General features: G+C 59.8%; 17 protein-coding genes and 2 pseudogenes. 11 read left to right on the top strand and 8 right to left on the bottom strand.

Annotated features, from left to right (window positions below; genetic code table 11):
- Window positions 1-16 precede the first annotated feature (16 nt).
- Window positions 17-4,321: a GAF domain-containing protein gene (locus tag EJ068_RS20350; protein ID WP_127249901.1), complete on the bottom strand. Its 4,305-nt coding sequence runs from the start codon at window positions 4,319-4,321 to the stop codon at window positions 17-19.
- A 303-nt stretch (window positions 4,322-4,624) separates the two neighbouring features.
- Between EJ068_RS20350 and EJ068_RS20345 the strand changes: the two genes are divergently transcribed.
- From EJ068_RS20345 to EJ068_RS33385, 6 genes and pseudogenes are all read left to right on the top strand, one after another.
- Window positions 4,625-4,747: a hypothetical protein gene (locus EJ068_RS20345; protein ID WP_127249902.1), complete on the top strand. Its 123-nt coding sequence runs from the start codon at window positions 4,625-4,627 to the stop codon at window positions 4,745-4,747.
- Window positions 4,747-5,082: pseudogene (locus tag EJ068_RS20340) on the top strand (DUF2924 domain-containing protein); the annotation flags it as partial. The gene EJ068_RS20345 and the pseudogene EJ068_RS20340, both read left to right, overlap by 1 nt.
- Window positions 5,083-5,162: 80 nt before the next feature.
- Window positions 5,163-5,219 carry a hypothetical protein gene (locus EJ068_RS33870; RefSeq protein WP_348628714.1) on the top strand — a complete coding sequence of 19 codons (57 nt, stop codon included), beginning with the start codon at window positions 5,163-5,165 and terminating at the stop codon, window positions 5,217-5,219.
- Window positions 5,216-5,647: pseudogene (locus EJ068_RS33865) on the top strand (recombinase family protein); the annotation flags it as partial. The gene EJ068_RS33870 and the pseudogene EJ068_RS33865, both read left to right, overlap by 4 nt.
- Before the next feature lie 259 nt (window positions 5,648-5,906).
- Window positions 5,907-6,362: a hypothetical protein gene (locus EJ068_RS33860; protein ID WP_348527540.1), complete on the top strand. Its 456-nt coding sequence runs from the start codon at window positions 5,907-5,909 to the stop codon at window positions 6,360-6,362.
- Entirely contained in the window at window positions 6,359-6,910 is a 552-nt protein-coding gene (locus EJ068_RS33385; RefSeq protein WP_245463168.1) for a hypothetical protein, read from the top strand. The genes EJ068_RS33860 and EJ068_RS33385 overlap by 4 nt, the downstream gene beginning before the upstream one ends.
- A gap of 1,041 nt (window positions 6,911-7,951) precedes the next feature.
- Here the strand turns inward: EJ068_RS33385 and EJ068_RS20330 are convergent.
- Window positions 7,952-8,869 (bottom strand): MBL fold metallo-hydrolase, encoded by a 918-nt coding sequence (locus EJ068_RS20330; RefSeq protein WP_245463167.1) that lies wholly within the window; start codon window positions 8,867-8,869, stop codon window positions 7,952-7,954.
- A 420-nt stretch (window positions 8,870-9,289) separates the two neighbouring features.
- On the opposite strand from EJ068_RS20330, the gene EJ068_RS20325 reads away from it, so the two are divergent.
- Genes EJ068_RS20325 through EJ068_RS20310 form a run of 4 tightly spaced genes read left to right on the top strand, consistent with a single transcriptional unit; the run spans window position 9,290 to window position 14,793 of the window.
- A complete protein-coding gene (locus tag EJ068_RS20325; RefSeq protein WP_128314466.1) occupies window positions 9,290-13,090 on the top strand; it encodes a PAS domain-containing protein in 3,801 nt (1,266 codons plus the stop codon).
- A complete protein-coding gene (locus EJ068_RS20320; RefSeq protein WP_128314465.1) occupies window positions 13,087-13,728 on the top strand; it encodes a response regulator in 642 nt (213 codons plus the stop codon). Before EJ068_RS20325 ends, EJ068_RS20320 begins: the two co-directional genes overlap by 4 nt.
- Window positions 13,729-13,730: 2 nt before the next feature.
- On the top strand, window positions 13,731-14,120 hold the full coding sequence (locus tag EJ068_RS20315) for a response regulator (RefSeq protein WP_129554835.1): 390 nt from the start codon (window positions 13,731-13,733) through the stop codon (window positions 14,118-14,120).
- Window positions 14,110-14,793 carry a response regulator transcription factor gene (locus tag EJ068_RS20310; RefSeq protein ID WP_128315100.1) on the top strand — a complete coding sequence of 228 codons (684 nt, stop codon included), beginning with the start codon at window positions 14,110-14,112 and terminating at the stop codon, window positions 14,791-14,793. Before EJ068_RS20315 ends, EJ068_RS20310 begins: the two co-directional genes overlap by 11 nt.
- Before the next feature lie 210 nt (window positions 14,794-15,003).
- On the opposite strand, the gene EJ068_RS20305 is transcribed toward EJ068_RS20310, so the two are convergent.
- From EJ068_RS20305 to EJ068_RS20280, 6 genes are all read right to left on the bottom strand, one after another.
- On the bottom strand, window positions 15,004-15,651 hold the full coding sequence (locus EJ068_RS20305; protein WP_128315099.1) for a hypothetical protein: 648 nt from the start codon (window positions 15,649-15,651) through the stop codon (window positions 15,004-15,006).
- 88 nt (window positions 15,652-15,739) lie between these two features.
- Window positions 15,740-16,492 (bottom strand): SDR family oxidoreductase, encoded by a 753-nt coding sequence (locus EJ068_RS20300; protein ID WP_128315101.1) that lies wholly within the window; start codon window positions 16,490-16,492, stop codon window positions 15,740-15,742.
- Window positions 16,493-16,940: 448 nt separating this feature from the next.
- Complete coding sequence (locus EJ068_RS20295) at window positions 16,941-17,354, bottom strand: cupin domain-containing protein (RefSeq protein ID WP_128315098.1); 414 nt, start codon at window positions 17,352-17,354, stop codon at window positions 16,941-16,943.
- Between the two features lie 94 nt (window positions 17,355-17,448).
- Window positions 17,449-18,279 carry an alpha/beta hydrolase gene (locus tag EJ068_RS20290; RefSeq protein ID WP_348527541.1) on the bottom strand — a complete coding sequence of 277 codons (831 nt, stop codon included), beginning with the start codon at window positions 18,277-18,279 and terminating at the stop codon, window positions 17,449-17,451.
- A 226-nt stretch (window positions 18,280-18,505) separates the two neighbouring features.
- Window positions 18,506-19,264 (bottom strand): SDR family oxidoreductase, encoded by a 759-nt coding sequence (locus EJ068_RS20285; protein ID WP_128315096.1) that lies wholly within the window; start codon window positions 19,262-19,264, stop codon window positions 18,506-18,508.
- Window positions 19,265-19,329: 65 nt separating this feature from the next.
- Window positions 19,330-20,091: an alpha/beta hydrolase gene (locus tag EJ068_RS20280; RefSeq protein ID WP_128315095.1), complete on the bottom strand. Its 762-nt coding sequence runs from the start codon at window positions 20,089-20,091 to the stop codon at window positions 19,330-19,332.
- Window positions 20,092-20,533: 442 nt separating this feature from the next.
- Between EJ068_RS20280 and EJ068_RS20275 the strand changes: the two genes are divergently transcribed.
- The gene (locus EJ068_RS20275) at window positions 20,534-21,310 is read left to right on the top strand and encodes an ATP-binding protein (RefSeq protein ID WP_128315094.1); all 777 of its coding nucleotides are present in this window, start codon (window positions 20,534-20,536) and stop codon (window positions 21,308-21,310) included.
- The last annotated feature ends 41 nt before the right edge of the window (window positions 21,311-21,351 follow it).

The following is a 21,351-nucleotide window of genomic DNA, read 5'->3' as shown; positions in this document are numbered from 1 at the left end:
TTGGTCTTCCGGGGATTCACCCGGTTTCGCCAGGTCCATTAGACAAGTTGTTGGAGCGTTGTCCGCTGACCAATACCGCTCTTTTGAGTGATGCCACGAGCTCCTCGACGCGCAATGGCTTGCTGAGGTAATCATCCATCCCTGCATCCAGATATCGCTCGCGGTCGCCCGCCATCGCATTGGCAGTGAGAGCTACGATGTAAGGTTGGCGTTGCTCGCGGGAACCGGATGCACGGATCAGCCTTGTCGCCTCGACGCCATCCATATCCGGCATCTCGATGTCCATCAGAATGATGTCATGCCGCCCTTCGGCATATGAGGAAATTGCCGACTGTCCGTCTCCCGCCAGCTCCGCCCTGTAACCTAGTCGCTCGAGCACCTTGAAGCCCAGCTTTCGATTGGTGGCGTTGTCATCAACCAGCAGGATGCGAAGCGGAAACTTGGCTGCCATCGCGCTGTCAAGAACAGGACTCTTCGGCTGATCGGGTTTGGCGAAGCGCGTGGGAGCCCCGGCAAAGACCGCCATGAAAGCATTAAGAAGAGGCGATGGCTTGATCGGCTTGGAAAGCATCGCCGCGAAGTTGACTCCTTCCATCTCCATCTTCTTCTGTTCGGAGATGGGTACCATTGAGCTCAGCAACACCAGCGGAATGCTGCCTTTGTCACCGAGTGCGCGTATTCCCCTCGCCAGTTCAATGCCGTCCATATCGGGCATGTTCATATCGAGCACGATGACATCAAAGGTTTCGCCGTCTGCAATCATGCGAATGGCGTCAGAAGGGGACCCGGTTGCATACGGAATCATGCCCCAGGCCTGCGCCTGCAGGGACATTATGCGGCGGTTCGTTGCATTATCGTCGACAAACAGCAGTCTCCGGCCGGTCAGTTCAACCTTGGCCAGCGACATCTGAGCCCGTTTGGGAGCCGGGGCAGTTGGAGCGCGGATCGTGAAGAAGAAGGTTGTGCCCGTGCCCTCGACGCTTTCCACCCACACCTCGCCTCCCATGAGTTCTACGAGGCGCTTGCTGATCGCGAGGCCAAGTCCGGTCCCGCCGTAGCGCCGGGTCGTCGATGCATCGACCTGGCTGAACGACTTGAACAAGCGGTCCATTCGATCCTTGGGTATGCCGATCCCCGTGTCCCGCACCGCGAACTGCAACATGCACGGGGCCGCCTGATCTTGGCTTTGTGACCCACCCGTCTCTGCGGCTCCGAGTGAAACCTTCATTGCTGAAAGTACAATTTCTCCCCGGTCGGTGAACTTGACGGCATTGTTGAGGAGATTGATTAGAACTTGCCGCAACCTGGTATTGTCCGCGACAATTCCTTCGGGGGTTCCGGGTTCCACCACATACCCCAAGTCCAGCCCCTTCTCCGCTGTTTTTGGGGCGATCAGGTCAATCGCACTCTCAAGGCATTCGCGCAGTTCAAACGGCTTGGGATCAAGCTCCAGCTTGCCGGCTTCAACCTTTGAGAAGTCCAGTATGTCATTGATGATCGTCAGAAGTGCCTCTGCGCTGCTGTTGATCGTCTCGCCGATTTCCCGTTGCTCCTGGTCGAGCTTGGTGGAGAGCAGCAAGTTGCTCATGCCGATAACGCCGTTCATGGGCGTGCGGATTTCGTGGCTCATGGTAGCTAGGAAGGTGCTCTTGGCCTCATTGGCGGCCTCGGCGGCTTCCTTGGCCTGCTGTAGCGCTAGCGACAGCTGCTTGAGCTCGGTGAACAGCTGTGCGTTATGAAGCGCAGCACCTGCATTGGCGGCGATAGTCGAAAGCAAGCGAAGCGAGTTGTCGTTGAACATGCCCTCCCGCGCTGTGCTTTGCACGCTGATCACACCCATGGTGCCAAGCCCTGTCTTGATCGGAACGCCCAGATAGGAAAGGGCATCCCTGCCGACGGGAGTCGCTCCGATTTCGACGCTGCGCTCGTTTACGTCCTGGTTGATGAGCAGCGGCTCGCCGGTCTCGATGATCTTGCTTGTCAGACCTTCGCCGAGGGTGAGAGTGGTGAAAGACTCGCCGAATTGGTAAGGAAAATGAATGAGGTTGGTTTTCGGGTCGAGCAGCGCCACATACACGATGTCGGCCTGAAAAATATCGCGCATCTGGTTGCCGATCAGCCGGATGGTGCTATCGAATTCGGCTTCCGCGATGAGCGCCTCGCTGACCTTGCTGATCGCACCCAGCTCGGCTGCCCGATCCTCGGTTTCCTTGAGCAAGCGCTGAGTTTCGTCGAACAGGCGGGCATTGGCGATGGCCACGCCCATATTGGACGCCAGCGTCTGCAACAGGCGCAAATGACCATTATTGAAGGCGCTGGCCTGATAACTCTGTACGCTGAGGACGCCTATAGTCTTGTTACCGGCGCTGATTGGCACGCCAATATAAGAGGCAGTTCTGTCTTCTTCTTTTGGGAAATATGCGCCTAACTCCCTTCCCTCCGCTGAGGTACGAAAAACCAAGGGTTTGCCTGTTATTATTACCTTAGAAGTTACTCCTATGCCCATCGGAAATGGATCAATAGACACATATTTATCTCTATAGTATGCGAATGGAACACGTATTAGGTTCGACGCATCATCATGCAATAGTATTTCTGCCACCTCAGTTCCGAAGATTTCACGAACCTTGTCTCCCACGAGGCGAACGATAGTCTCAAGATTCAACGATTTCGCCATCGATTCACTTACGCTATTTAGAATAGCCAGTTCCGCGGCCCGATCCTCTGTCTCCTTGAGAAGGCGTTGGGTCTCATCGAAAAGGCGCGCGTTGGCAATCGCAACGCCCATGCTGGTTGAGAGCCCCTGCAGCAAATGCATTTGAGCTTCATTGAAGGCGTTCTTCTCGTAACTTTGCACGCTGACGACGCCCAGAGTCTTGTCGGCTGCGATGATCGGAACGCCCAGATAGGATTCCGTTTCGTCCTCTTCCGTCGGCGCAAGAGCGCCCAACTCATCGGCGCGATCGTTTGAGCCGATAACGAGCGGTTCGCCGGACAGGATGATTTTCGAGGTCAGACCCTCGCCCATCGCAAATGGCTCAGGCTGTCGATACCCATTGTAATAAGCATAGGGGACGGTGATCAGATCGGACTTGTCATCGTGTAAAAGGATTTCTGCGACTTCAACGCTGAATATTTCGCGCAGCTTGTCTCCCACAATGCGGGTTACTGTCTCCACATTGAGCGTCTTCGCCATCGCCTCGCCGACGGAATTGAGAATAGCGAGCTCCTTCACGCGCCGATTGATTTCCTGCGCATAATAGACAAAGGCCCGAGCTAGATCCGATATCTCGTCGTTGCCTTTTGTTAGCGTCTCCAATTTCGCAGGAGGGCTCGTTTCCAGCATGGCGAGGCTCAACTTGCGAATGCGGCCGACGACCGACGCCTGCAAGTAACCAGCAATGAGTATGGCTCCAACCACCGCCAGGACGGCAATCAACGAGAGGACCCGGGCACGCGCCGTCAGCCGGCCGTCAAGTGCGCTGCGTTGATGGTCAACATCTTGAGCAATCTCTTGAGAAATGACGTCGGCGGCCGCAACCAGCTTGCCGGAGAAAAGCTCGTTGTCAGCCAACTGGCCGCGAATATCATCGAACAAGCGGAATAGTCTGCCCTTCAGTTCCACCACGCCCCGGGGGCCCAGCAAGGCCTCTTCAAACTGCCTTGCCAAATTGGGGTCTGCCGTAGCCAGCAAGGAAATCCTTGGCCGCAGTTCATTCGCCATAGTCTGCAGCTCTTCAGGTTTGCCCGCCGTAGCAAGCCCAAGGGCCGTCGCAGTCACCTCATTCGTGAGGGCACCATGCAGGGCTAGGACGCCGTCGGCCTTTCCAGATACGGCGATGCGAAAGATACGCTGGAGCAACCCCTCCAACGCATCTTCGGTTGCAGCACGGTCGTAGAGTGTGGTGGCAAGCGTATCGAGATTCCGGAACAGTCCCGCCGTCGTCTCTTCAATCTCCGAGAGGTCCTTGCTTGTCTGCGACTTGAGTTTGCCGGTCAGCTCCTGAAGTTTTGACTGCTCCTTGAAACTGAGGAGCGAGAAGTTGAGCAAGGCATCCTGCTCCAGCCCTTTTGCGTACAGCGATGGCGCCAGGCGTGTGATTGCTTGGGCGCGCTGCCGCAGCTCGGCGGCGGTCTGGATGGCCTCGACTTGGACGTCGGCCACCGAGTCGAAGCTTTGCCGCAATTCGTTGAAGGATTGGACAGCGATGACGCTGATCGCACCGACCATTAGAGCGAGAGCGACAAGACCTATCATCGCCCGGGCGGCAAGACCATGCCAGGGACGATGGGGCCGCTTGCCGTCGCTCGCTTCGCTCATATATCCCGCCCACGCCGCTATCGTGCGTCCCAGCGGCACACCTTGTATCCCAATCTGGAGCCGCCGGGGGAATTCGTCAATCAGGCCGTGCTTCGGGCCCACTGGCGGAGTACGCGGGCGATAGGCTCGCCACGCGTCACTCGCCGAATTGCTTTGGACGCAAAGCGCCTACGATGGTCAGCAACGGTCACACCGCGACGATGCGCACGCCCAATCTAACTGTCCGCTCGTGAAGTGTCGTAGACCGAAGCTGCCGGTCTGTTCTCGGCCCCGAAGCGGCGTCGCCCTTAGGAGGCACACTCGGTGCGGGGCTTCTTGTCGGCGGTGGTCAAGAAGAAGCTTGGCCTGAACCTCATCAGCGATGTCGGCAAAGATGGCGTTCGCCGCTACCGCATCGATGACAGCGCGAAGGGCGCCCGAGCGTGATGCGGGCAAAGCTCAACATCGAAACAGAGGTCGCCGCCTTGGGCGACCTCTCCCGCGAGGATCTCGCAGCCCAATGGGAGAAGATCTACAGATGCTCGCCACCGAAAGGTGTCAGGCGTGAGCTTCTGATCAGGGCAGCAGCCTGGCATCTTCAGGCAAAACGTCTCGGTGGATTTTCCACCGAGACGCGTCGCATGCTCAGGTCCGCCATAGACCGGGTCGAGAAGAAGGTCGCCGACCGTGACAGGCAACCTAGCGTTGGCACTGACGACATCAAGGTGACTGCCGCTCCAAAGCGCAAACAAGTTTTGCCAGGCGCACGGTTGGTCCGTGACTGGAAAGGCAAGACCCACATCGTCGACGTGCTCGAGGATGGCTTCGTCTTTGAGGCCAAGGTTATCCCTCGCTATCGTCGATCGCGCGCAAGATCACCGGCGCGCATTGGTCCGGTCCGAGGTTCTTTGGCTTATGAGCAGCAACGCGACACGTCGCCTGCGCTGCGCGGTCTACACTCGTAAATCGAGCGAGGAAGGCCTCGATCAGGAATTCAACTCGCTCGACGCCCAGCGCGAGGCCTGTGTGGCGTTCATTACCTCACAGGTCGGCCTTGGCTGGAAGCTCGTCCCTGATCGTTATGACGATGGTGGCATCTCAGGTGGAACGATGGAGCGCCCCGCTCTGCAGCGGCTGCTTCAAGACATTCGCGACAAAAAGATTGATGTAGTGGTCGTCTATAAGATCGACCGCCTCACCCGCTCGCTGATGGACTTTTCGAAGATCGTCGAGATCTTCGATGCCAGCTCGGCGTCATTCGTCTCTGTGACCCAGCAGTTCAACACCACCACATCGATGGGCAGGCTGACGCTAAACGTGCTTCTGTCCTTTGCGCAGTTCGAGCGCGAGGTCACAGCCGAGCGCATCCGCGACAAAATCGCGGCATCGAAGAAGAAGGGCATGTGGATGGGCGGTGTCGTGCCGCTCGGCTATCGCGTGGAGCATCGCAAGCTAGTCATCGACGACGGCGAGGCGAAGATCGTTCGGCATCTCTTCAAGCGCTACCTTGTGCTGAAGTCAGTGCGCGACCTTGCTGACGAAAGCGGCGCGGGACAGTCTCACGACGCGCACCCGCGAGCGCCAGGATGGGACCCTTGCTGTGACGATGCCGTTCGGCCGCGGCAATCTTTATCACCTGCTCTCGAATCCCATCTACATAGGCAAGATCAAGCACAAGGACCAGGTCCACGACGGCGAGCACGAGCCGATCATCGCAGGCCCGGTGTTCGAAGAGGCGCTGGCGCTCCTGGCGTCTCAAGCACCACGCCGGAGGAGCAAATCGAACGTCACTCAGCCGCACCTTCTCACCGGACTTCTCTTTGACGAACATGGCGAGAAACTTCGATCGGTGCATGCCAACAAGCGAGTCGTTCGCTATCGCTACTATGTCTCAAAACAGTTTGTTGATCAGCGGCGCCGCAGCTCCGACGGATGGCGTCTTCCTGCCGATGCAGTTGAATCAGTCGTTGAGCTTCAGCTGAATCGTATTCTCAGCGATCACAGCCAAATCGCTGATTTGATTCGGCGTTGGGGAGGTCCCGGCGAGATCAATACGCGATGAGCCGCGCGGCTGAAGTCAGGACTGCCTGGAGCTTCGAGACTGCCGACGCTAAGCGATCGCTTTTTCAGAAACTCGCTCGCCGCATCGCACTTGGTCAGAAGGCATTGACCGTCGACATTGATTGCCGGGCACTATCCGAACATCTGCTCGATAGGGCTTTGCCATCCGACGGCGGCGCTGAAACGCTGTCGATCACATGCCCATTTGAAATCAAGCGACGCGGCGTAGAGATGCGCATCGTACTAACCGATCCCTCGTCCAACGGCTCGGAGCCGGATGCAGCGTTGATCGACGTGGTCTATCGCTCTCAGCTTTATCTCCATCAACTCACCGATGGCTCGGGTCGAAGCCTGACGGAGATCGCCAGCTTGAACGCGACCACCGTCTCTGAGGTGAGCAGGCTGCTGCCGCTGGCGTTTCTCTCGCCGAAGATCGTGTCGAAGATTATCGCCGGCATCCAGCCAGTCGAACTCACAGCCCATGGGCTGTCGCGCCTGTCCCGCCTTCCCCTCGCATGGTCCGATCAATCTGCCCTCCTCGGCTTCTGATTCCGACCATCGCCCGAGCATCGCTTTTCCAAACAGTTGGCTACGCAAATGGGGCTGCAGAGACGAAGGTCCGAAATCGAGGCATTCTAGGCCCAGACGGGGTTGTCTCAGCCAAGCGTTGCCGCAAGTGCGCCGGTAACCTACGGAAATGTCGACACTATTCTGAGATGGTCGAAAACGCGCCAGAACTGGCAGACTGAATGGTGGGCCCGGAGGGTCATCGTTTTCGACGGGAAAACAATACGTTAGCGGCTGGTTCGCCAACCCATTTCCTTCGTATGCTCTCTTATGGTCTGGCGAACCCACGGATCAGGAGGACTAGTTTCAATGCGACCGGTATCTTCCCTTAAGCCACAAGAAAGCGGCGATGATTGCTTGTTGACCAAAGGGGCCGCAAACGGACTGTCGGCTTTCGGGCTATTTGGTTGAGAAGCTGACCTTGCATCACGACCGCGAACCTGGTGACGCAACTCAAGGCCGGCGGCGACACATATAGCAACAGCCCGTTCGTGTTGGTGTTTGCCGGCATGGGGTCGGTCGCTGTACGGCGATGGACGTTTAGCGTTGCAAGTAGGATGGTTGCGGGGACAGGATTTTTGAGCCTGTGAGCCTGCTTGCGAAGTCCGGTCAACAGACGAACTCGGTTGCAAGGAGTATTGGCGGTAGTCCTCTGACGACCCATCCCCAGAATGGAACTTCGATCACGTTTGCACCATTGCGGATCGAGACGCCCGGCGTCCTTGTTGTGCACGCACAATTCGAGCGGAGGCCGCAATGCAGAAGGTACGAAAAATTACGAGAACCCCAGTCGGCCTCTGATTGTGGAATGGTCTGGTGACGGCGTTGGGCCGCAAGCGGATTGGCGAGTTCTGGCGTAGAAGGCAAAAAGCAGACGTTCAGATCGCAAGCGTCATGGCGGAAGCCGACGCAAGGACGGGAGCTGCAAAAGGTGATGCGAATGCCCGAGGTTGCGGAAAAACCAGGCGCGAACCCACCAATGCTGTGAGTACGCGCCCTGGTTAGGCCTACCCCAACAAACGGTCAGTAATCCCAGAAGACCGGCACCCAACGAAAGACGTCGCCGTCGACCGCCACATGGCCTACCGAGGGGAACGGCATGTGAGTGGCCACCAGCAGCTCTCCGGTCTCCGCCAGCTCCCGCAAAAGTCGCGCCCGAACCCGAGCTGCCTCCTCGGGGTCGTGCTCGAAGCCGTTGTACCAGTCGGGATGTTCGAAACCGACCGCGAACACGGCGTCGCCAGCAAACATCAGTCGGTCTTTGCCGGACGCGACGCGCACTATGCTATGCCCAGGAGTGTGACCGCCCGTTCGAGAGACGACCACGCCCGGCGCCACCTCGTATTCCTCATCGAACAGGTGCAGCTTGCTCTCGTACTCTTTCCTGAACCGCTTGGCGGTTGCACGAAGCGCGTCCGGGAACCCTGGCGGCATGGAGACGTGGGAGAAATCGGGCGACTCCCAGAACTTGACCTCGGCGGCCGCCACGTGGATCCGCAGGTCCGGACGCAGCCGCTCTTTCACCCCATCCACGAGCAGGCCGCCAACGTGGTCCATGTGCATGTGGGTAAGCACCATGTCGGTCACGGATCCAAGATCGATGCCGGCTGCCTCCAGTCGCTTGATCAACTGCCCGGCCCGCGGCAAGTTCAACTCCGGGTCCAATCCTAGCCCAGCATCGATGAGTATGGTCTGCCCGCCGCTGCGCACCACGACCGCGTTCAACGCCCAGTCGAAAGCGTCCGGCGGCAGGAACATGTCCTTCAGCCAGGCCGCATGCACGGCAGGGTCGGCGTTGTATCCCAACATGTTGGTTGGAAGCGGTAGCACCCCATCGCTGACCACCAGCACTTCGATCTCGCCGACTCGCACCGCATAGCGAGACGGAACCAGCTCTTCTGATCCCGTTTTTTGGGGGTGTGAGGTTTTGTCTAGCATCATGTTTATCTCCTGCTGACCGCCGCTTACACGCGGCATCGACGACGTACATCCAGGCGTGTTTGCGGTCGATTGTGTCGAGGGAGAGGGCAAGCCACACCACGGGATAGGTTGCGGGGCATCGAAATAAAGGACCGACGTGTCCTGAACGGCATCTTTTGCCGGCGAGTGGCGACCCGCTAAGACAAGGCTCGCTACTTACTGTCAGCGTCTCTTCACCCTGACTGCTTGAACCCTCACTCGGGCGGTCTAACAGCCTTATCCACAACGCAGGGTCGGCCACAGCTTATGGATTTCCATGAGGTGCGGCCGAGGGCATAGCCGGTTAAGCTGGCAAGCCAAATCGCCACCCAGATCCAAGGATGAGTGCTACACAAGGCGCTGACGGTCTCCGGCTTTCTTTTATCCCGGGAGGAGAAGACAATGACGACAGCGTTTAGGTCCATTGGCGAAATCGACTCCGAAGCATTGCGAGCCGCTCGGATCATCGAAGGCGTGGTCGGCAACGCGTGGGCGACGGACGCCTCGGGCAATTTCACCTACGTGACGTCAAGCGCGCTGACGCTTCTCGGCACAACGCTAGAGGAACTCAATTCGCCTTCGGACGACGGCACGGTCGGTTGGAAGCGCCTAATCCATCCCGACGATTACGACGCCGCCGTCACAATGTGGCGTCGATGCCTGCAAACAGGTGACCATTACAATATGGGGCATCGCATATTGCGCGCTAGCGGTGCTTACGGTTGGAGCAGGAGCTCGGGGCAGCCGCTGCGCGACAGCACAGGTCGCATCGTTGCATGGTATGGTGCGCTGATTGACGGTGATGTCCCGTCCGCGGCCAAGGAACAATTCGCGGACGTCATCAGTGACGCGCTCGAAAGCAAAGCCGTTTCCGATGCTCCGCATTCGCTGAGCCTTGTCCATCCGGATGACCGGACTGCCGCAGCTCACGCTGCCGCCCGCGCCTTCTGGACGGGCGTTCCACAGGTGACGAGACATCGGCAACTCCAGGCCGACGGTAGTTATCGCTGGAACGAGACGCGGTCAGAACCAGGCTACAGTGTGAGTGTCGACATCGACGATCTGGTGACGGATAGGGAGCCACTCGCCCCGGCAGGATTGGACCCGTCGGTAGAAGGCGAGGCTGAACCAATTCGATCGGCGAAGGTCGTCGAGAGCATATTCGGGAACGGATGGGCATTCGACGTGGCCGGCAGATGGATTTACCTGCACCCGTTTGCACAGAATTCTCTTGGGGTGACGTTGGAGGAACTGAACGCGTCTTTGGACGAGGGGCATACCGCCTGGAAGCGGCTGCTTCATCCGGACGACTATGAGCAGATCGCAGCCACATGGCGCCACTGCCTGGAGACAGGCGATCACTTCAATGTCGAGTTTCGCTTTCGGCGCGCGAGCGGCATCTATGTCTGGGCTCGAGCAGCCGCGCGGCCAGCACACGACAGCCGCGGTCGTGTCGTGGGATGGTATGGCATTGCACTCGACAATGACGTCTACAAAAAGACCGTGGCGGCGCTGCGTGGCCGGGAGCGGGAACTTTCTCAGCTCGTCGACATGGTCCCGGTCCAGATCAGGCGTCTGACACCCCAAGGTGAGCCGATCTTCTTCAATAAACGCTTGCTCGACTTCTTCGGACTGAACGACGTGGCGCAGTTGGACCGGCCGGGAATGAGCCGGATGGCGGCAGCCATACAGTCTCTCGTCCATCCGGAAGATGGCGCCCGCCTTTTGGAAAGGCTCCATCATTCCTTGGCTACCGGCGAGCCCCACTCGATGAAGTATCGCATGCGTCGAGCGGACGGCGCCTACCGCTGGGTGGATGGTCGCTGGGAGCCGCTTCGTGACCATAGCGGCGCGATCGTACAATGGTATGCAATTTCCATCGATATCGACGATGAGATGCGCGCCCAGGAAGCGCTGCGTCTCCGCGAACGCGAGCTCTCGCAACTTGTCGATATGGTGCCGAGCTTCCTCTGGCGCCTGTCTGCGTCGGGCGAGCCGGTCTTCTTCAGCAAGCGAATGGTCGAGTTTCTCGGTCTCGACGTGGGAGAATACCGGAGTGCGGGAGGAAATGGTCGGACAGCTGCCATAGCGGCTGTCGCACATCCCGAAGATACGGCCAAGCTGGAAGCAGCGCTTAATCACTCCTTGATCACCGGCGAGAGCTTCTCGCTGAACTATCGCCTGCGTCGCGCGGATGGCGTCTATCGCTGGATGTCGAGCCGTGCGGAGCCGATGCGGAACGAGGAGGGATCCGTCGTACAGTGGTACGGGTTGTCACACGACATCGATGATCAGGTGCGGGCCGAGGAAGCGCTGCGGAGCAGCAAACGCCAGCTGGAACAGATGATTGACGCCGTGCCCCTGAATATCCTGAGCTTCGGCCCTTCAGGTAAGATCACCTACACCAGCAAGCGATATCTGGAGAAGGTCGGTTCGCCACCCACGCACATCGAGGACTTCGACGCCCTGGCTCGGGACCTGGCCCACCCTGAAGACTTTCCGACAATGTTCCGGAGGGCATCGAATGGCTTTGCGACCGGCCAGCCTTTCGTGAACCGGTTTCGTCGTCGCGAGAAGGATGGCGCCTACCGCTGGATAGAAGCGCGCGCGCAACCGTTACGGGATGCCGATGGCACGATCGTGCAATGGTATATGGCTTCAATCGACATCGAAGACGAGATGCGCGCGCACGAGGCGCTGCGCGACCGGGAGCGGGAGCTGCGGCAGTTAATCGACGCCGTGCCCGCTCTCATCTGGAGCACAACGCCCGAAGGAACGCCGTCCTACATTAACAAGCCGCTCATGGATACGGTTGGCATCACCCTGGAAGACTTGACCGCGCCGGACGGGTCGCGATCCCTGGCGGATGTACATCCGGATGACAGGCCGGTGGTAGAGCAGGCGCTCGCGCGCTCGTTCGAGACTGGTACCGCCTTCGCAAGGACCTATCGACAGCGGCGGTCAGATGGTGGCTACCGGTGGACCGACGCACGCGCGGAGCCGCTTCGCGACGAGTTCGGCGGCATCGTCCAGTGGTACGGCGCTTGTGTCGACATCCACGATTTGGTTACCGCGCAGGTGGCGCTGCGCGAGAGAGAACGTTCGCTGTGGCAGCTGGTTGAAACGCTGCCGGTAATGATCGATTGCGCCGCGCCGAACGGCGAACCGATATATCGCAGCCGTCAGCTCCGCGAATTCCTCGGATATGAGTTGGAGTCATTGGACGGCAAGGGAAAATCCCGCCTGGCCGGCACACTCGACGACGGTGTTCATCCTGACGACCTGGCGGGCGTCAAAGCGAACTATGCCCATTCTTTGGCCACTGGCGAACCGTATGCGCGGAGGCACCGTCTGCGGCGCTTCGATGGCGAATATTGCTGGGTCGATACGCGCGCGGCACCGATGCGCAACGCTGAAGGTGCGATTGTTCAGTGGAACGTCGTCTGTCTGGACATCGATGGTGAAGTTCGAGCGCATGAAGAGCTGCGTCTGGCGCAAGAGAGACTTGCACGTGCGAGCCAGGCGGCGAGTCTTGCCGAGCTTTCGGCCTCAATCGCGCATGAGGTGAACCAGCCTCTGGCGGCTGTTGTCGCCAACTCGTACGCCTGCCAGCGCTGGCTCACGGCCAAACCGCCAAATATCGAGCGGGCGCAGAAGACGGTGGAGCGCATTATCCGGGATGCCAACTCGGCGGCGGATGTCGTCAGCCGCATCCGCGCCTTGTTCAAGCGGTCTGCGGACGCGATGGCCTACACAACGCTCGGCAGCGTTATCGCGGAGGCGCGCGACCTCATCGCTGAAGAGGCGGTGCGGCGTCGAGTTCGTATGGACATCGATGTCGAAAGCGACCTTCCCATTGTCGCGCTCGATCGGGTGCAGATCCAGCAGGTTTTGGTGAACCTCATCCGCAATGGCATGGATACGATGGACTCTGTTGCGGGCGACAGGGTTCTTGCACTTCGCGCGCGCCGGATAGGGGACGCGATCCAGATCGAAATCAGCGATTGCGGCCCGGGCATAGAATTTCCTGACCGAATATTCGAGCCGTTCTTTACGACGAAAGAGCACGGCATGGGCATGGGGCTCGCGATCTGCCGTTCCATCGTCGAGTCGCACGGCGGACGGTTGTGGGTGGAGAAGAACGAGCCGCACGGAACGACGTTCGTCTTCACGATGCCGGTCGAAATGAAGGCGGCAGCATGACGACCCACAATCACATCGTCTTCATCGTCGATGACGACGTCCGTATCCGTGAAGCGCTTGGTGAGCTTCTGGAGTCGCATGGTATGCGCGCCATCGCGTTCGGATCGGCCGGCGACTATGTCCTGGCGGACAAGCCGGACGTCCCCGCCTGTCTCATCCTCGATGTGGAATTGCCGGACATCAACGGCCTCGATCTGCAGAGGCAGATCGCCGAAGGAGATCATCCGCCGATCGTCTTCATAACAGGGCACGGCGACATCCCATCCTCGGTGCGCGCGATCAAGCATGGTGCCGTGGACTTCCTGACAAAGCCTTTTCGCGACGCGGACCTCATGGCCGCAATCCAGACGGCGATCGCCCAGGATCGGGAAAAGCGATCAGAGCGGGCCGAACTCACCATGTTGAGGCAACGCTATCTAGAGCTCACGCCACGCGAGCGCGAGGTGCTGCCGCTCGTCGTGAGTGGCCTACTCAACAAACAGGCCGCGGCTGAGTTGGGGATCAGCGAAGTCACGCTGCAGATCCATAGAAGGAACGTGATGCAGAAAATGATGGCGGCGTCCCTCGCCGATCTCGTGCGCATAGCGGAACGACTGGAGATACCGATTACCCACTCTCGACGAACGGGAGGGAACTGAGTGTGAGCACGGTGCGACCTGTCGTGGCGGTTGTCGACGACGATCCGAGAGTCCTCGAGTCTCTGGAGGACCTGCTGGAATCCGCGGGTTATGTCGCTTGGTGCTTCTCGTCGGCGGGATCGCTGCTCGACCGCAGGCTGTCGGGCGTAGACGTGCTCATCACCGACATCGGAATGCCTGGCACGGATGGCTTCGAACTTCGCGACCTTGTGAAGAAGGCTCGTCCGGAGTTGCCAGTGTTCCTTATCACCGGCCGCCACGAGATAGCGGATCAGTTTCGCGCTCAGGGCATCAGCGGTTTTTTTCGCAAGCCTTTCGACGGTCAAGCCCTGCTTGCTGCCGTTGCCAACGCCTTAAACGATCGAGAAATGGAGGGTAATGATGAGAGTTGACCAGCCGCTCCAACCGAGATCGGCACCGTCACCGCACAAAGTCCAAGCGGAGCAGCCGCTCGTGATCATTGTCGATGACGATGCAGCGGTTCGGGAGGGACTGTCGGAGTTAATTCTGTCGGCAGGTTTCCAGCCGGTCTGCTTTGCCTCGACACGCGAATTGCTCCAAGCCGACGTATTACAAAAACCTGGCTGCCTGATCCTTGACGTGCGCATGCCAGGGGCGAGCGGTCTCGATCTGCAGCATCATCTGGCCCAGAATGGCAACCCGAAGCCAATCATCTTTCTCACTGGTCACGGGGATATACCGATGACGGTTCAGGCGATGAAGGCCGGCGCAGTGGATTTTCTTACCAAACCGGTACGGGACCAAACATTGCTCGATGCCGTAATCGCGGCCATTGCGATGGACGCCTCGCGACGGGCGAAGGCAGAGGTGGTCAAGCGAAATGTCGAACGCCTTCAGACATTGACGCCCCGTGAGCGCGAGGTCCTGCATCACGTTGCGCGCGGACGCCTCAACAAGCAGATTGCCTTCGAGTTCGGCATCAGCGAAGTGACGGTGAAGCTGCATCGCGGCAACGTCATGCGCAAGATGGAGGCAGCCTCCATCGGTGAGCTGATCCGGGCCTGGGAGACACTGCCCGTGCCACTGCGTGAGACCGTGGCCTGAACGGGGCAGCAACCGTTAGTGGGATATTAGCGCGCCAGAATTGCAACTCGTCGACGACGAGATCGTTTCACCGTTTTCACGGAAACGGCGAACGCGCTATCTCTTTGATTTGCGCAATTCCTAACGGCCAACCGCTTCACACTTTTCCCGGAATTGCTCTGGCGGCCCCGTCAGGCGATAGCTCAAGCGAACTTGTTCTGCCTGCTGCATTTATTCGTCGAAGGGCGCATTCGCTACGAGATCGACGGAAGAAGAAGCTCGGTATCCGGGGACATAGCGTTCACCGAAATCCCGAATGAAATTGTCGTAGGTCGTTTCGGGCCTCGTCTTGGCGATGTGGCAGAAGCATTGGGTCATGCGCCGCTTCATGTCGAGCCGCGGAAACTCCGTGACGATCCTGGCGATCTCCATGGCTGGAATGATCTCATATTGCAGACCCACGACATCCAGGCAGATCCCGGCAGTACAGAGCGCCACCTCCGCTTCCTTGTAGAGACCGATCGATGGCGTCGAGTTGAGAGCGACGCTGTCCCAGATCAACTGGGCGCGGTGCTCGTCGACACCGGCTTGCCTCGCGAAGGCCCGAGCCAGATCGGCGCCTTCAACTTCGAACCGGCGCGGACCGTTGAAGCGCTGGTTAAGCGTAAGATCGTGCAAGAGCACACCGACGGCGACGACTTCCGCGTCGTGATCGATGTTGCGAAGCTGTCCGATCCGCTCCGCAAACAACCAGGAACGGACGACGTGATTAAAAAGATAGGGCTCGCTTTCCTGGCTCGTATGATCGAGAGCCTGCTGCACGAGCGGCGTATCGGGAACCAAAACTCCTGCAAGTATCCGACTGCCGGTGCCGTTCATCTCTATGGTCTCCAACAGGGTTTCGGGCAGAGGGGGAACAGGCGGAAGTCATGGTCCGCCAAGGCCCTTAGAATCTGAAGTAGGCAGGTCATGTGAGGCCCAGGCCTCCGTCGACGGCGATCACCTGCCCAGTCACCCACTCGGACGCCGGATCGGCCAGTTGGACGATCCATCTGGCGACGTCGTCCGGCGTGCCGCGTCGTCTGAGCGGTATCTGCGCGCGCTCCGCTTCCTCAATGACGGCAGCATGCTCCGGGGAGAGCCCCATCATGCCGGTCAGCGCTCCGGATTCAGTCGGGCCGGCGGCGACGGCGTTAACGCGCACACCTTCAGGCGCGAGCTCGAGCGCCCAACAGCGGGTCAGATGTTCCAGCGCCGCCTTGCTGGCGGCGTAGTGGGAGAGCCCAGCCGCGGGCCTATGACCGAACGTGCTCGAAATGTTGATGATCGCTCCCTTAGTCGCCGTCAAATGCGGGAGTGCTGCCGCCGCCAGCAGGCTGGGACCGACGACATTCACGGCAAATATGCTCGCGACCTGCTCAGCGGCAGCTTCATGCAGGGACAGAAGAGCACCCGCGCCGGCATTGTTCACCAACACGTCGAGGCGACCCCACGTGTCGATTGCCTTGGCGATGGTGCGGGAGGCATCTTCAGGCTCCGCAGCGTCGGCGACGAGGCTGACAATGTTCGGGTGCTCGGCGACGGTCTGCTTTAGCGGCGTCGCTCGGCGGCCGGTTACGATCACCTTTGCGCCTTGCCGAGCAAATGCAAGCGCCGCTGCGCGACCGATGCCTGAGCTTCCACCGGTGATGATGACGACCTTGTTGTCAAATGCGGACATTGCTTTGCTCCTGGCGGGTATCGATGAAAGACAGCTTTTCCAGAACGCGTATTCGGCCAAAGCTTCTCAGAACGCCGAAAGCTGGGTGCTCCGCGGCGAACCAATCGCGAATGGCGACGTTCTCGGTTAGGATTTCTGCGTTATCCAGCATCAGCGCCGGGACGTGGGCCCTTGCGCGTTACATGGTTGAAGTCGACCCGCCGATGCAGCTCTTTTCTTCTTCAGGCTGAAGCCTTCCCTTTCGAACGGCGTTCCGGACTCGATCAGGGCGATGTGATCGGCCAGGCTGCAGTCGAATATGCTGCAGTATGGTTTCATCTTTACAAGACGTGGCGACTTCAGATCGCCTAGTTTTTCTTTAAGCATCGCAGCCATCCTTATCCTATCAACCGTACCGCCGGATGCTCCGGCGGCGGCCGTTTCCTTTGTCGAACCGATCCAGAGGCTTTCATTCACCGGAGGGTGTGGTCAGTTCCTTCTCGTCGGTATCGACAACGAACACGGCAAGCAGCTTGGCAGGCTCAGTCGCGCTGGCGTTCTCGCTGACGCCGTGACGGTCGCCTGGAAATTCGGAGAAGCCTTGGCCGGCGTGATAGGTCGTGACCGGCCCATCGTTGACCTTGCTGCGGATCGCGCCTTCAAGCACGGTCGCGTAGATGAAGGCCGACTTTGGATGCGTATGTGCCGAGGACGTGCCGCCGGGCGCGTACTCGACCAATACAGCACGCATGCTCTTGCCTGGCACGTTGGGCAGCGGCTGGTCGTAGACAAGCTTGACGTTCTCGCCGATCGTATCGTGGGCAAGTGCCGTGCTTGCGAGAATCGTTACGGTTGCTGCACTGCAGAGGATGGTCTTGATCACTGTCTGGCTCCAGTCGCGATTTGAGTGATTGGGGGCCGCCGGCCGAAGGGGAGGACAGCCGACGGCAGGCTCTCGCTGGCGGTACGGCGTGAGCCTATGACTTGATGAAAGCGAGAAGGTCGTTGTTCACCAGTTCGGCATGGGTCGTGCACATGCCGTGCGGCAGGTTCTCGTAGACCTTGAGCGTACCGTTCTTCAGGAGCTTTGCGGACAAAGGTGCCGAATCCGCGAACGGCACGATCTGATCATCCGTGCCATGCATGACGAGAGTTGGCACGTCGACGATTCTGAGGTCGTCGGTGAAATCGGTTTCCGAGAAGGCCTTGATGCCCTCGTAATGCGCCTTGGCGCTGCCCATCATGCCCTGCCGCCACCAGTTCTGGATGACGCCCGGGATCGCTTTCGCGCCCGGTCGGTTGAAACCGTAGAAGGGCCCCGACGGGAAATCGATGTAGAACTGGGACCGATTGTCGGCGAGCGACTTGCGCAGCCCGTCGAACACCTCGATTGGAAGGCCGCCAGGATTGGCCGGCGTCTTTACCATAATCGGCGGCACGGCGCCGATGAGGACGAGCTTCGCGGTGCGCCCCTTGCTATGGCGAGCGACGTAGCGGGCCGCTTCCCCGCCCCCGGTCGAGTGGCCGATATGGATGGCGCCCCTCAAACCGAGATGTTCGATCACGGCCGCCGCGTCGGCGGCATAGTGATCCATGTCGTGACCATCGCTCACCTGCGCGGAGCGGCCGTGCCCGCGCCGGTCATGGGCAATGGTGCGATATCCCCGGGCGACGAAGAAAAGCATCTGCGCGTCCCAGTCATCGGCGCTGAGCGGCCAGCCGTGGTGGAAGACGATCGGCTGAGCGTCCTTCGGACCCCAGTCCTTGTAGTAGATCTCAGTGCCGTCCTTGGTGGTGATGGTGCTCATGGTCTTGGGTCCTTTGTCTGGTCTGAGAGAGGAAAGGTCTTTCGCCCGCCCTGCTTGCGCGGGCGCAGCTATGGAGAGGCCGGTTGCCACAGTGGTGGCGAGTGCGCCTAACAAAATGTCTCGGCGCGATGCTCCGGCGGCGGAAGAAAAGTCGTCTTTCATAGGCTCGCTCTTTTCGCGTTGAAGCTGGACCCGCGTCATCGGACGATGCGCGGCCGCGGGGGGATCAGTGTCGAGGGAGCGGGGCGTGGGCGAACCAGTCCTCGAAACGGACCGCTCCGATGCGTGGATGGTCACCGGGGACCAGCGAGCTATCGTCCAGTTCCGTGCCGAAATAGCGCGCGTGGGGATCCCCGATCACCTTGCGTGGGTCTTTGGTCGCCTTCAGGAACCGCGCGACGAGATCGCTCATGCGGATCGGCTCAGGCCCGGCGATCTCGATGGTGCCGTTGATCGGGGCGGAGAGCGCCACGTCCGTCATGATGTCGGCGACGTCGTCCGATGCGATCGGCTGAAAGTAGGCAGACGGAAGGGTTACGGTATCGCCGACCGTTGCCGACTGGGCGATGCCGCCCAGGAATTCGAAAAATTGCGTCGAATGAACGATGGTGTAGGGAATACCAGACTCCCGGATCAGCTTTTCCTGCATCATCTTGGCGCGCAGGTAGCCGCTATCGGGCAGGCGCTCGGCGCCCACGATCGAGAGTGCGATGTGATGTTTGACGCCGGCCGCCTTGCCTGCTGCGAGGAGGTTCCGACCGGAGGTCTCGAAGAACTGCAGAACGGCCTTGTCCTCAAACGACGGCGAATTTGCGAGATCAACGACGACCTGCGCCCCGGCGAGAGCTTCCGTCAGGCCTTCGCCCGTGACGGTGTTGACGCCGCTGTTCGGTGAAGCGGCGAGCACTTCATGACCCTTCTTGCGCAGCCTCTCGACGGTCTTCGAACCGATCAGTCCTGTGCCGCCTATGATGACGATTTTCATGTCCAAACTCCTATCTTGCGTTCTGAATTGCGTTGCGGAACGGAATGCCGGCCGTCACAGGCTCTTCACCGAGCTGAGGCGGCGTCCTCGATGAGCGCGGCGACCTCGTCGGGATGCGAAACCATCACGGCGTGGGAGGCGCCATCGACGACCACGGTCTTCACGGCATGCGCGCGTTCGGCCATGAATTTCATGACCGCAGGCGGGATATTTCGATCGGCTGAGCCATAGATCGCGTAGGAGGGAATCGTCTTCCAGGAGGCTTCGCTGGACGGCTCCGCCAAGGCGGCTTTCGCTATTGGACGCTGGGTCGCCGCCATCAGGCTGGCTTCGGCCGCAGGCACGTCGGCCGCGAACTGCTGGTGGAACTTTTCCGACTGGATATAGAGGTCCTGGCCTCCGTCGGCCTGCGCCACCGGCAGCAGCGCGTCGCCCAGCGTGCTGCCTGGGAACTTCGCCGAGAGCGTGAGACTGGACTCGCCCGTTTCGGGCGCAAACCCGGCCACGTAGACGAGAGCCTTCACATTGTTCTTTCCGTTGGCTGCCTCGGTGATGACCGGCCCGCCATAGGAATGGCCGACCAGCACGATCGGTCCCGAGATCGAGCGGATGACGGCCGAAACCGCCGCTGCATCGCTCGCGACGCTGCGAAGAGGATTGGCCGCGGCGATTGCCTTGTAGCCGTCCTTGTTGAGGTCGGCGATCACCGCGTTCCAGCTCGACGATTCGGCGAAAGCACCATGCACCAGCACGATTGTCGGCTTGACCTGCTGGCCCGCGGGTTGGGCCATGGCGTCACCCGAAGCGGCAAACGCCGCGGCGAGCATCAAAATTTTCGTAATCCTTTGCACTTCCTTCTCCTTGCGACTGGAACGTGACCTGTTGCAGGGAAGAATGCTTCGAGCTTGCCGGCTGAACTATTCTACGGAGGCATCGGTCTTCCGATGCGAAGGTCTAGGGCGGATGCATTCGGAGACTGGGAGTCCTAGCCGACGAGAGGCGAAGGCTAGCCACGAGGCATCGATCGGTCAGGGGCGGAGCGGGCGGCAAGGACCAATACTGTGGGCATTGTCGGCCAGGATTCGGACAAGCGGACGACCAACTCAGTAAAGTCCTGGCACCGATCGAACCGGCTTGATCCAACGATATCTGCAGCAAAGACATATACCGTGGTATGGTCGGCCCTCTCCCTCGATCCAATCGATGGCAAAGGCCCGTCGAAATAGCGTCCCTGGAAACAGAGGCCATTAGCCAACTTACGGGGCTGAGATGCTACATGCCGAGACAAAAGCAGACCCAGCGGGCGAGTATGTCCGTGACTCATCCGCCGAAGCCGCTCGGCACGACCTCCAAACGAAACAGCCGTCGGCTGGCACCGTTCACGATCTGGGCAATCTCATCCAGATCGCGTTATCCGCGCTAAACCGCATCGCGCGGGACCCCGGCGTCTCGGTTGCGCCAGCACTCGAGCCCGCGATCGGCAGCGCCAAGACGGCCTTGCTGCAAGCCGGCGCGCTTGTCCGGGAGACGATAAGCAGGGCTCGACAGAGCCATAGTGAGGTCGAGGAAACCAACGTAAGTGCTTGCCTGACCGAGGTCGAGGCCCTCGTCCGATGCGCATGCGAGCCGCATATCCAGTTTGAGGTCCGCGTTGGATCCGACCTGCCTCGCGCGAAATGCGATCGCCTGGGCCTGCAGAATGCGGTCCTGAACCTCGTATTCAACGCGCGTGACGCGATGCCGGGCGGCGGCTTGATCTCGATCGACGCCGCCGCCGTTCAAGGCCGTGCCGCCCTTATCGAGCTTCGCATCGTCGATAGAGGTATCGGAATGACCCCAGGGAACGTTGCCCGTGCCTTCGAGCCATTTTTCACCACGAAGGGCAAGGGCTTGGGCGGTGTAGGCTTGCCGATGGTGAAGCATTTCGCCACGGAGCACGGCGGAAGCGTCGAAATCGAGAGCGTCCTGGGGGCTGGCACGACCGTGATCCTGCGAGTGCCGGCAGCACGGTCGGAACTCGACGCCGGACAAACCGATCAAGGCTGAGGGCTTGCAAATGGAGCACGAAGGCCACGCCCGTCCAGCCT

It is taken from the genome of Mesorhizobium sp. M2A.F.Ca.ET.043.02.1.1 (assembly GCF_003952405.1).
Lineage (GTDB): Bacteria > Pseudomonadota > Alphaproteobacteria > Rhizobiales > Rhizobiaceae > Mesorhizobium.
This window is presented reverse-complemented; position numbering and strand designations above follow the sequence as displayed.

Bases quoted from the DNA above. Each gene is read 5' to 3' on its own strand.
- EJ068_RS20350 (WP_127249901.1), bottom strand. From the start codon at position 4,321: ATGAGCGAAGCGAGCGACGGCAAGCGGCCCCATCGTCCCTGGCATGGT.
- EJ068_RS33860 (WP_348527540.1), top strand. From the start codon at position 5,907: ATGCCGTTCGGCCGCGGCAATCTTTATCACCTGCTCTCGAATCCCATC.
- EJ068_RS33385 (WP_245463168.1), top strand. From the start codon at position 6,359: ATGAGCCGCGCGGCTGAAGTCAGGACTGCCTGGAGCTTCGAGACTGCC.
- EJ068_RS20330 (WP_245463167.1), bottom strand. From the start codon at position 8,869: ATGATGCTAGACAAAACCTCACACCCCCAAAAAACGGGATCAGAAGAG.
- EJ068_RS20325 (WP_128314466.1), top strand. From the start codon at position 9,290: ATGACGACAGCGTTTAGGTCCATTGGCGAAATCGACTCCGAAGCATTG.
- EJ068_RS20320 (WP_128314465.1), top strand. From the start codon at position 13,087: ATGACGACCCACAATCACATCGTCTTCATCGTCGATGACGACGTCCGT.
- EJ068_RS20310 (WP_128315100.1), top strand. From the start codon at position 14,110: ATGAGAGTTGACCAGCCGCTCCAACCGAGATCGGCACCGTCACCGCAC.
- EJ068_RS20305 (WP_128315099.1), bottom strand. From the start codon at position 15,651: ATGAACGGCACCGGCAGTCGGATACTTGCAGGAGTTTTGGTTCCCGAT.
- EJ068_RS20300 (WP_128315101.1), bottom strand. From the start codon at position 16,492: ATGTCCGCATTTGACAACAAGGTCGTCATCATCACCGGTGGAAGCTCA.
- EJ068_RS20290 (WP_348527541.1), bottom strand. From the start codon at position 18,279: ATGAGCACCATCACCACCAAGGACGGCACTGAGATCTACTACAAGGAC.
- EJ068_RS20285 (WP_128315096.1), bottom strand. From the start codon at position 19,264: ATGAAAATCGTCATCATAGGCGGCACAGGACTGATCGGTTCGAAGACC.
- EJ068_RS20280 (WP_128315095.1), bottom strand. From the start codon at position 20,091: ATGCTCGCCGCGGCGTTTGCCGCTTCGGGTGACGCCATGGCCCAACCC.
- EJ068_RS20275 (WP_128315094.1), top strand. From the start codon at position 20,534: ATGCTACATGCCGAGACAAAAGCAGACCCAGCGGGCGAGTATGTCCGT.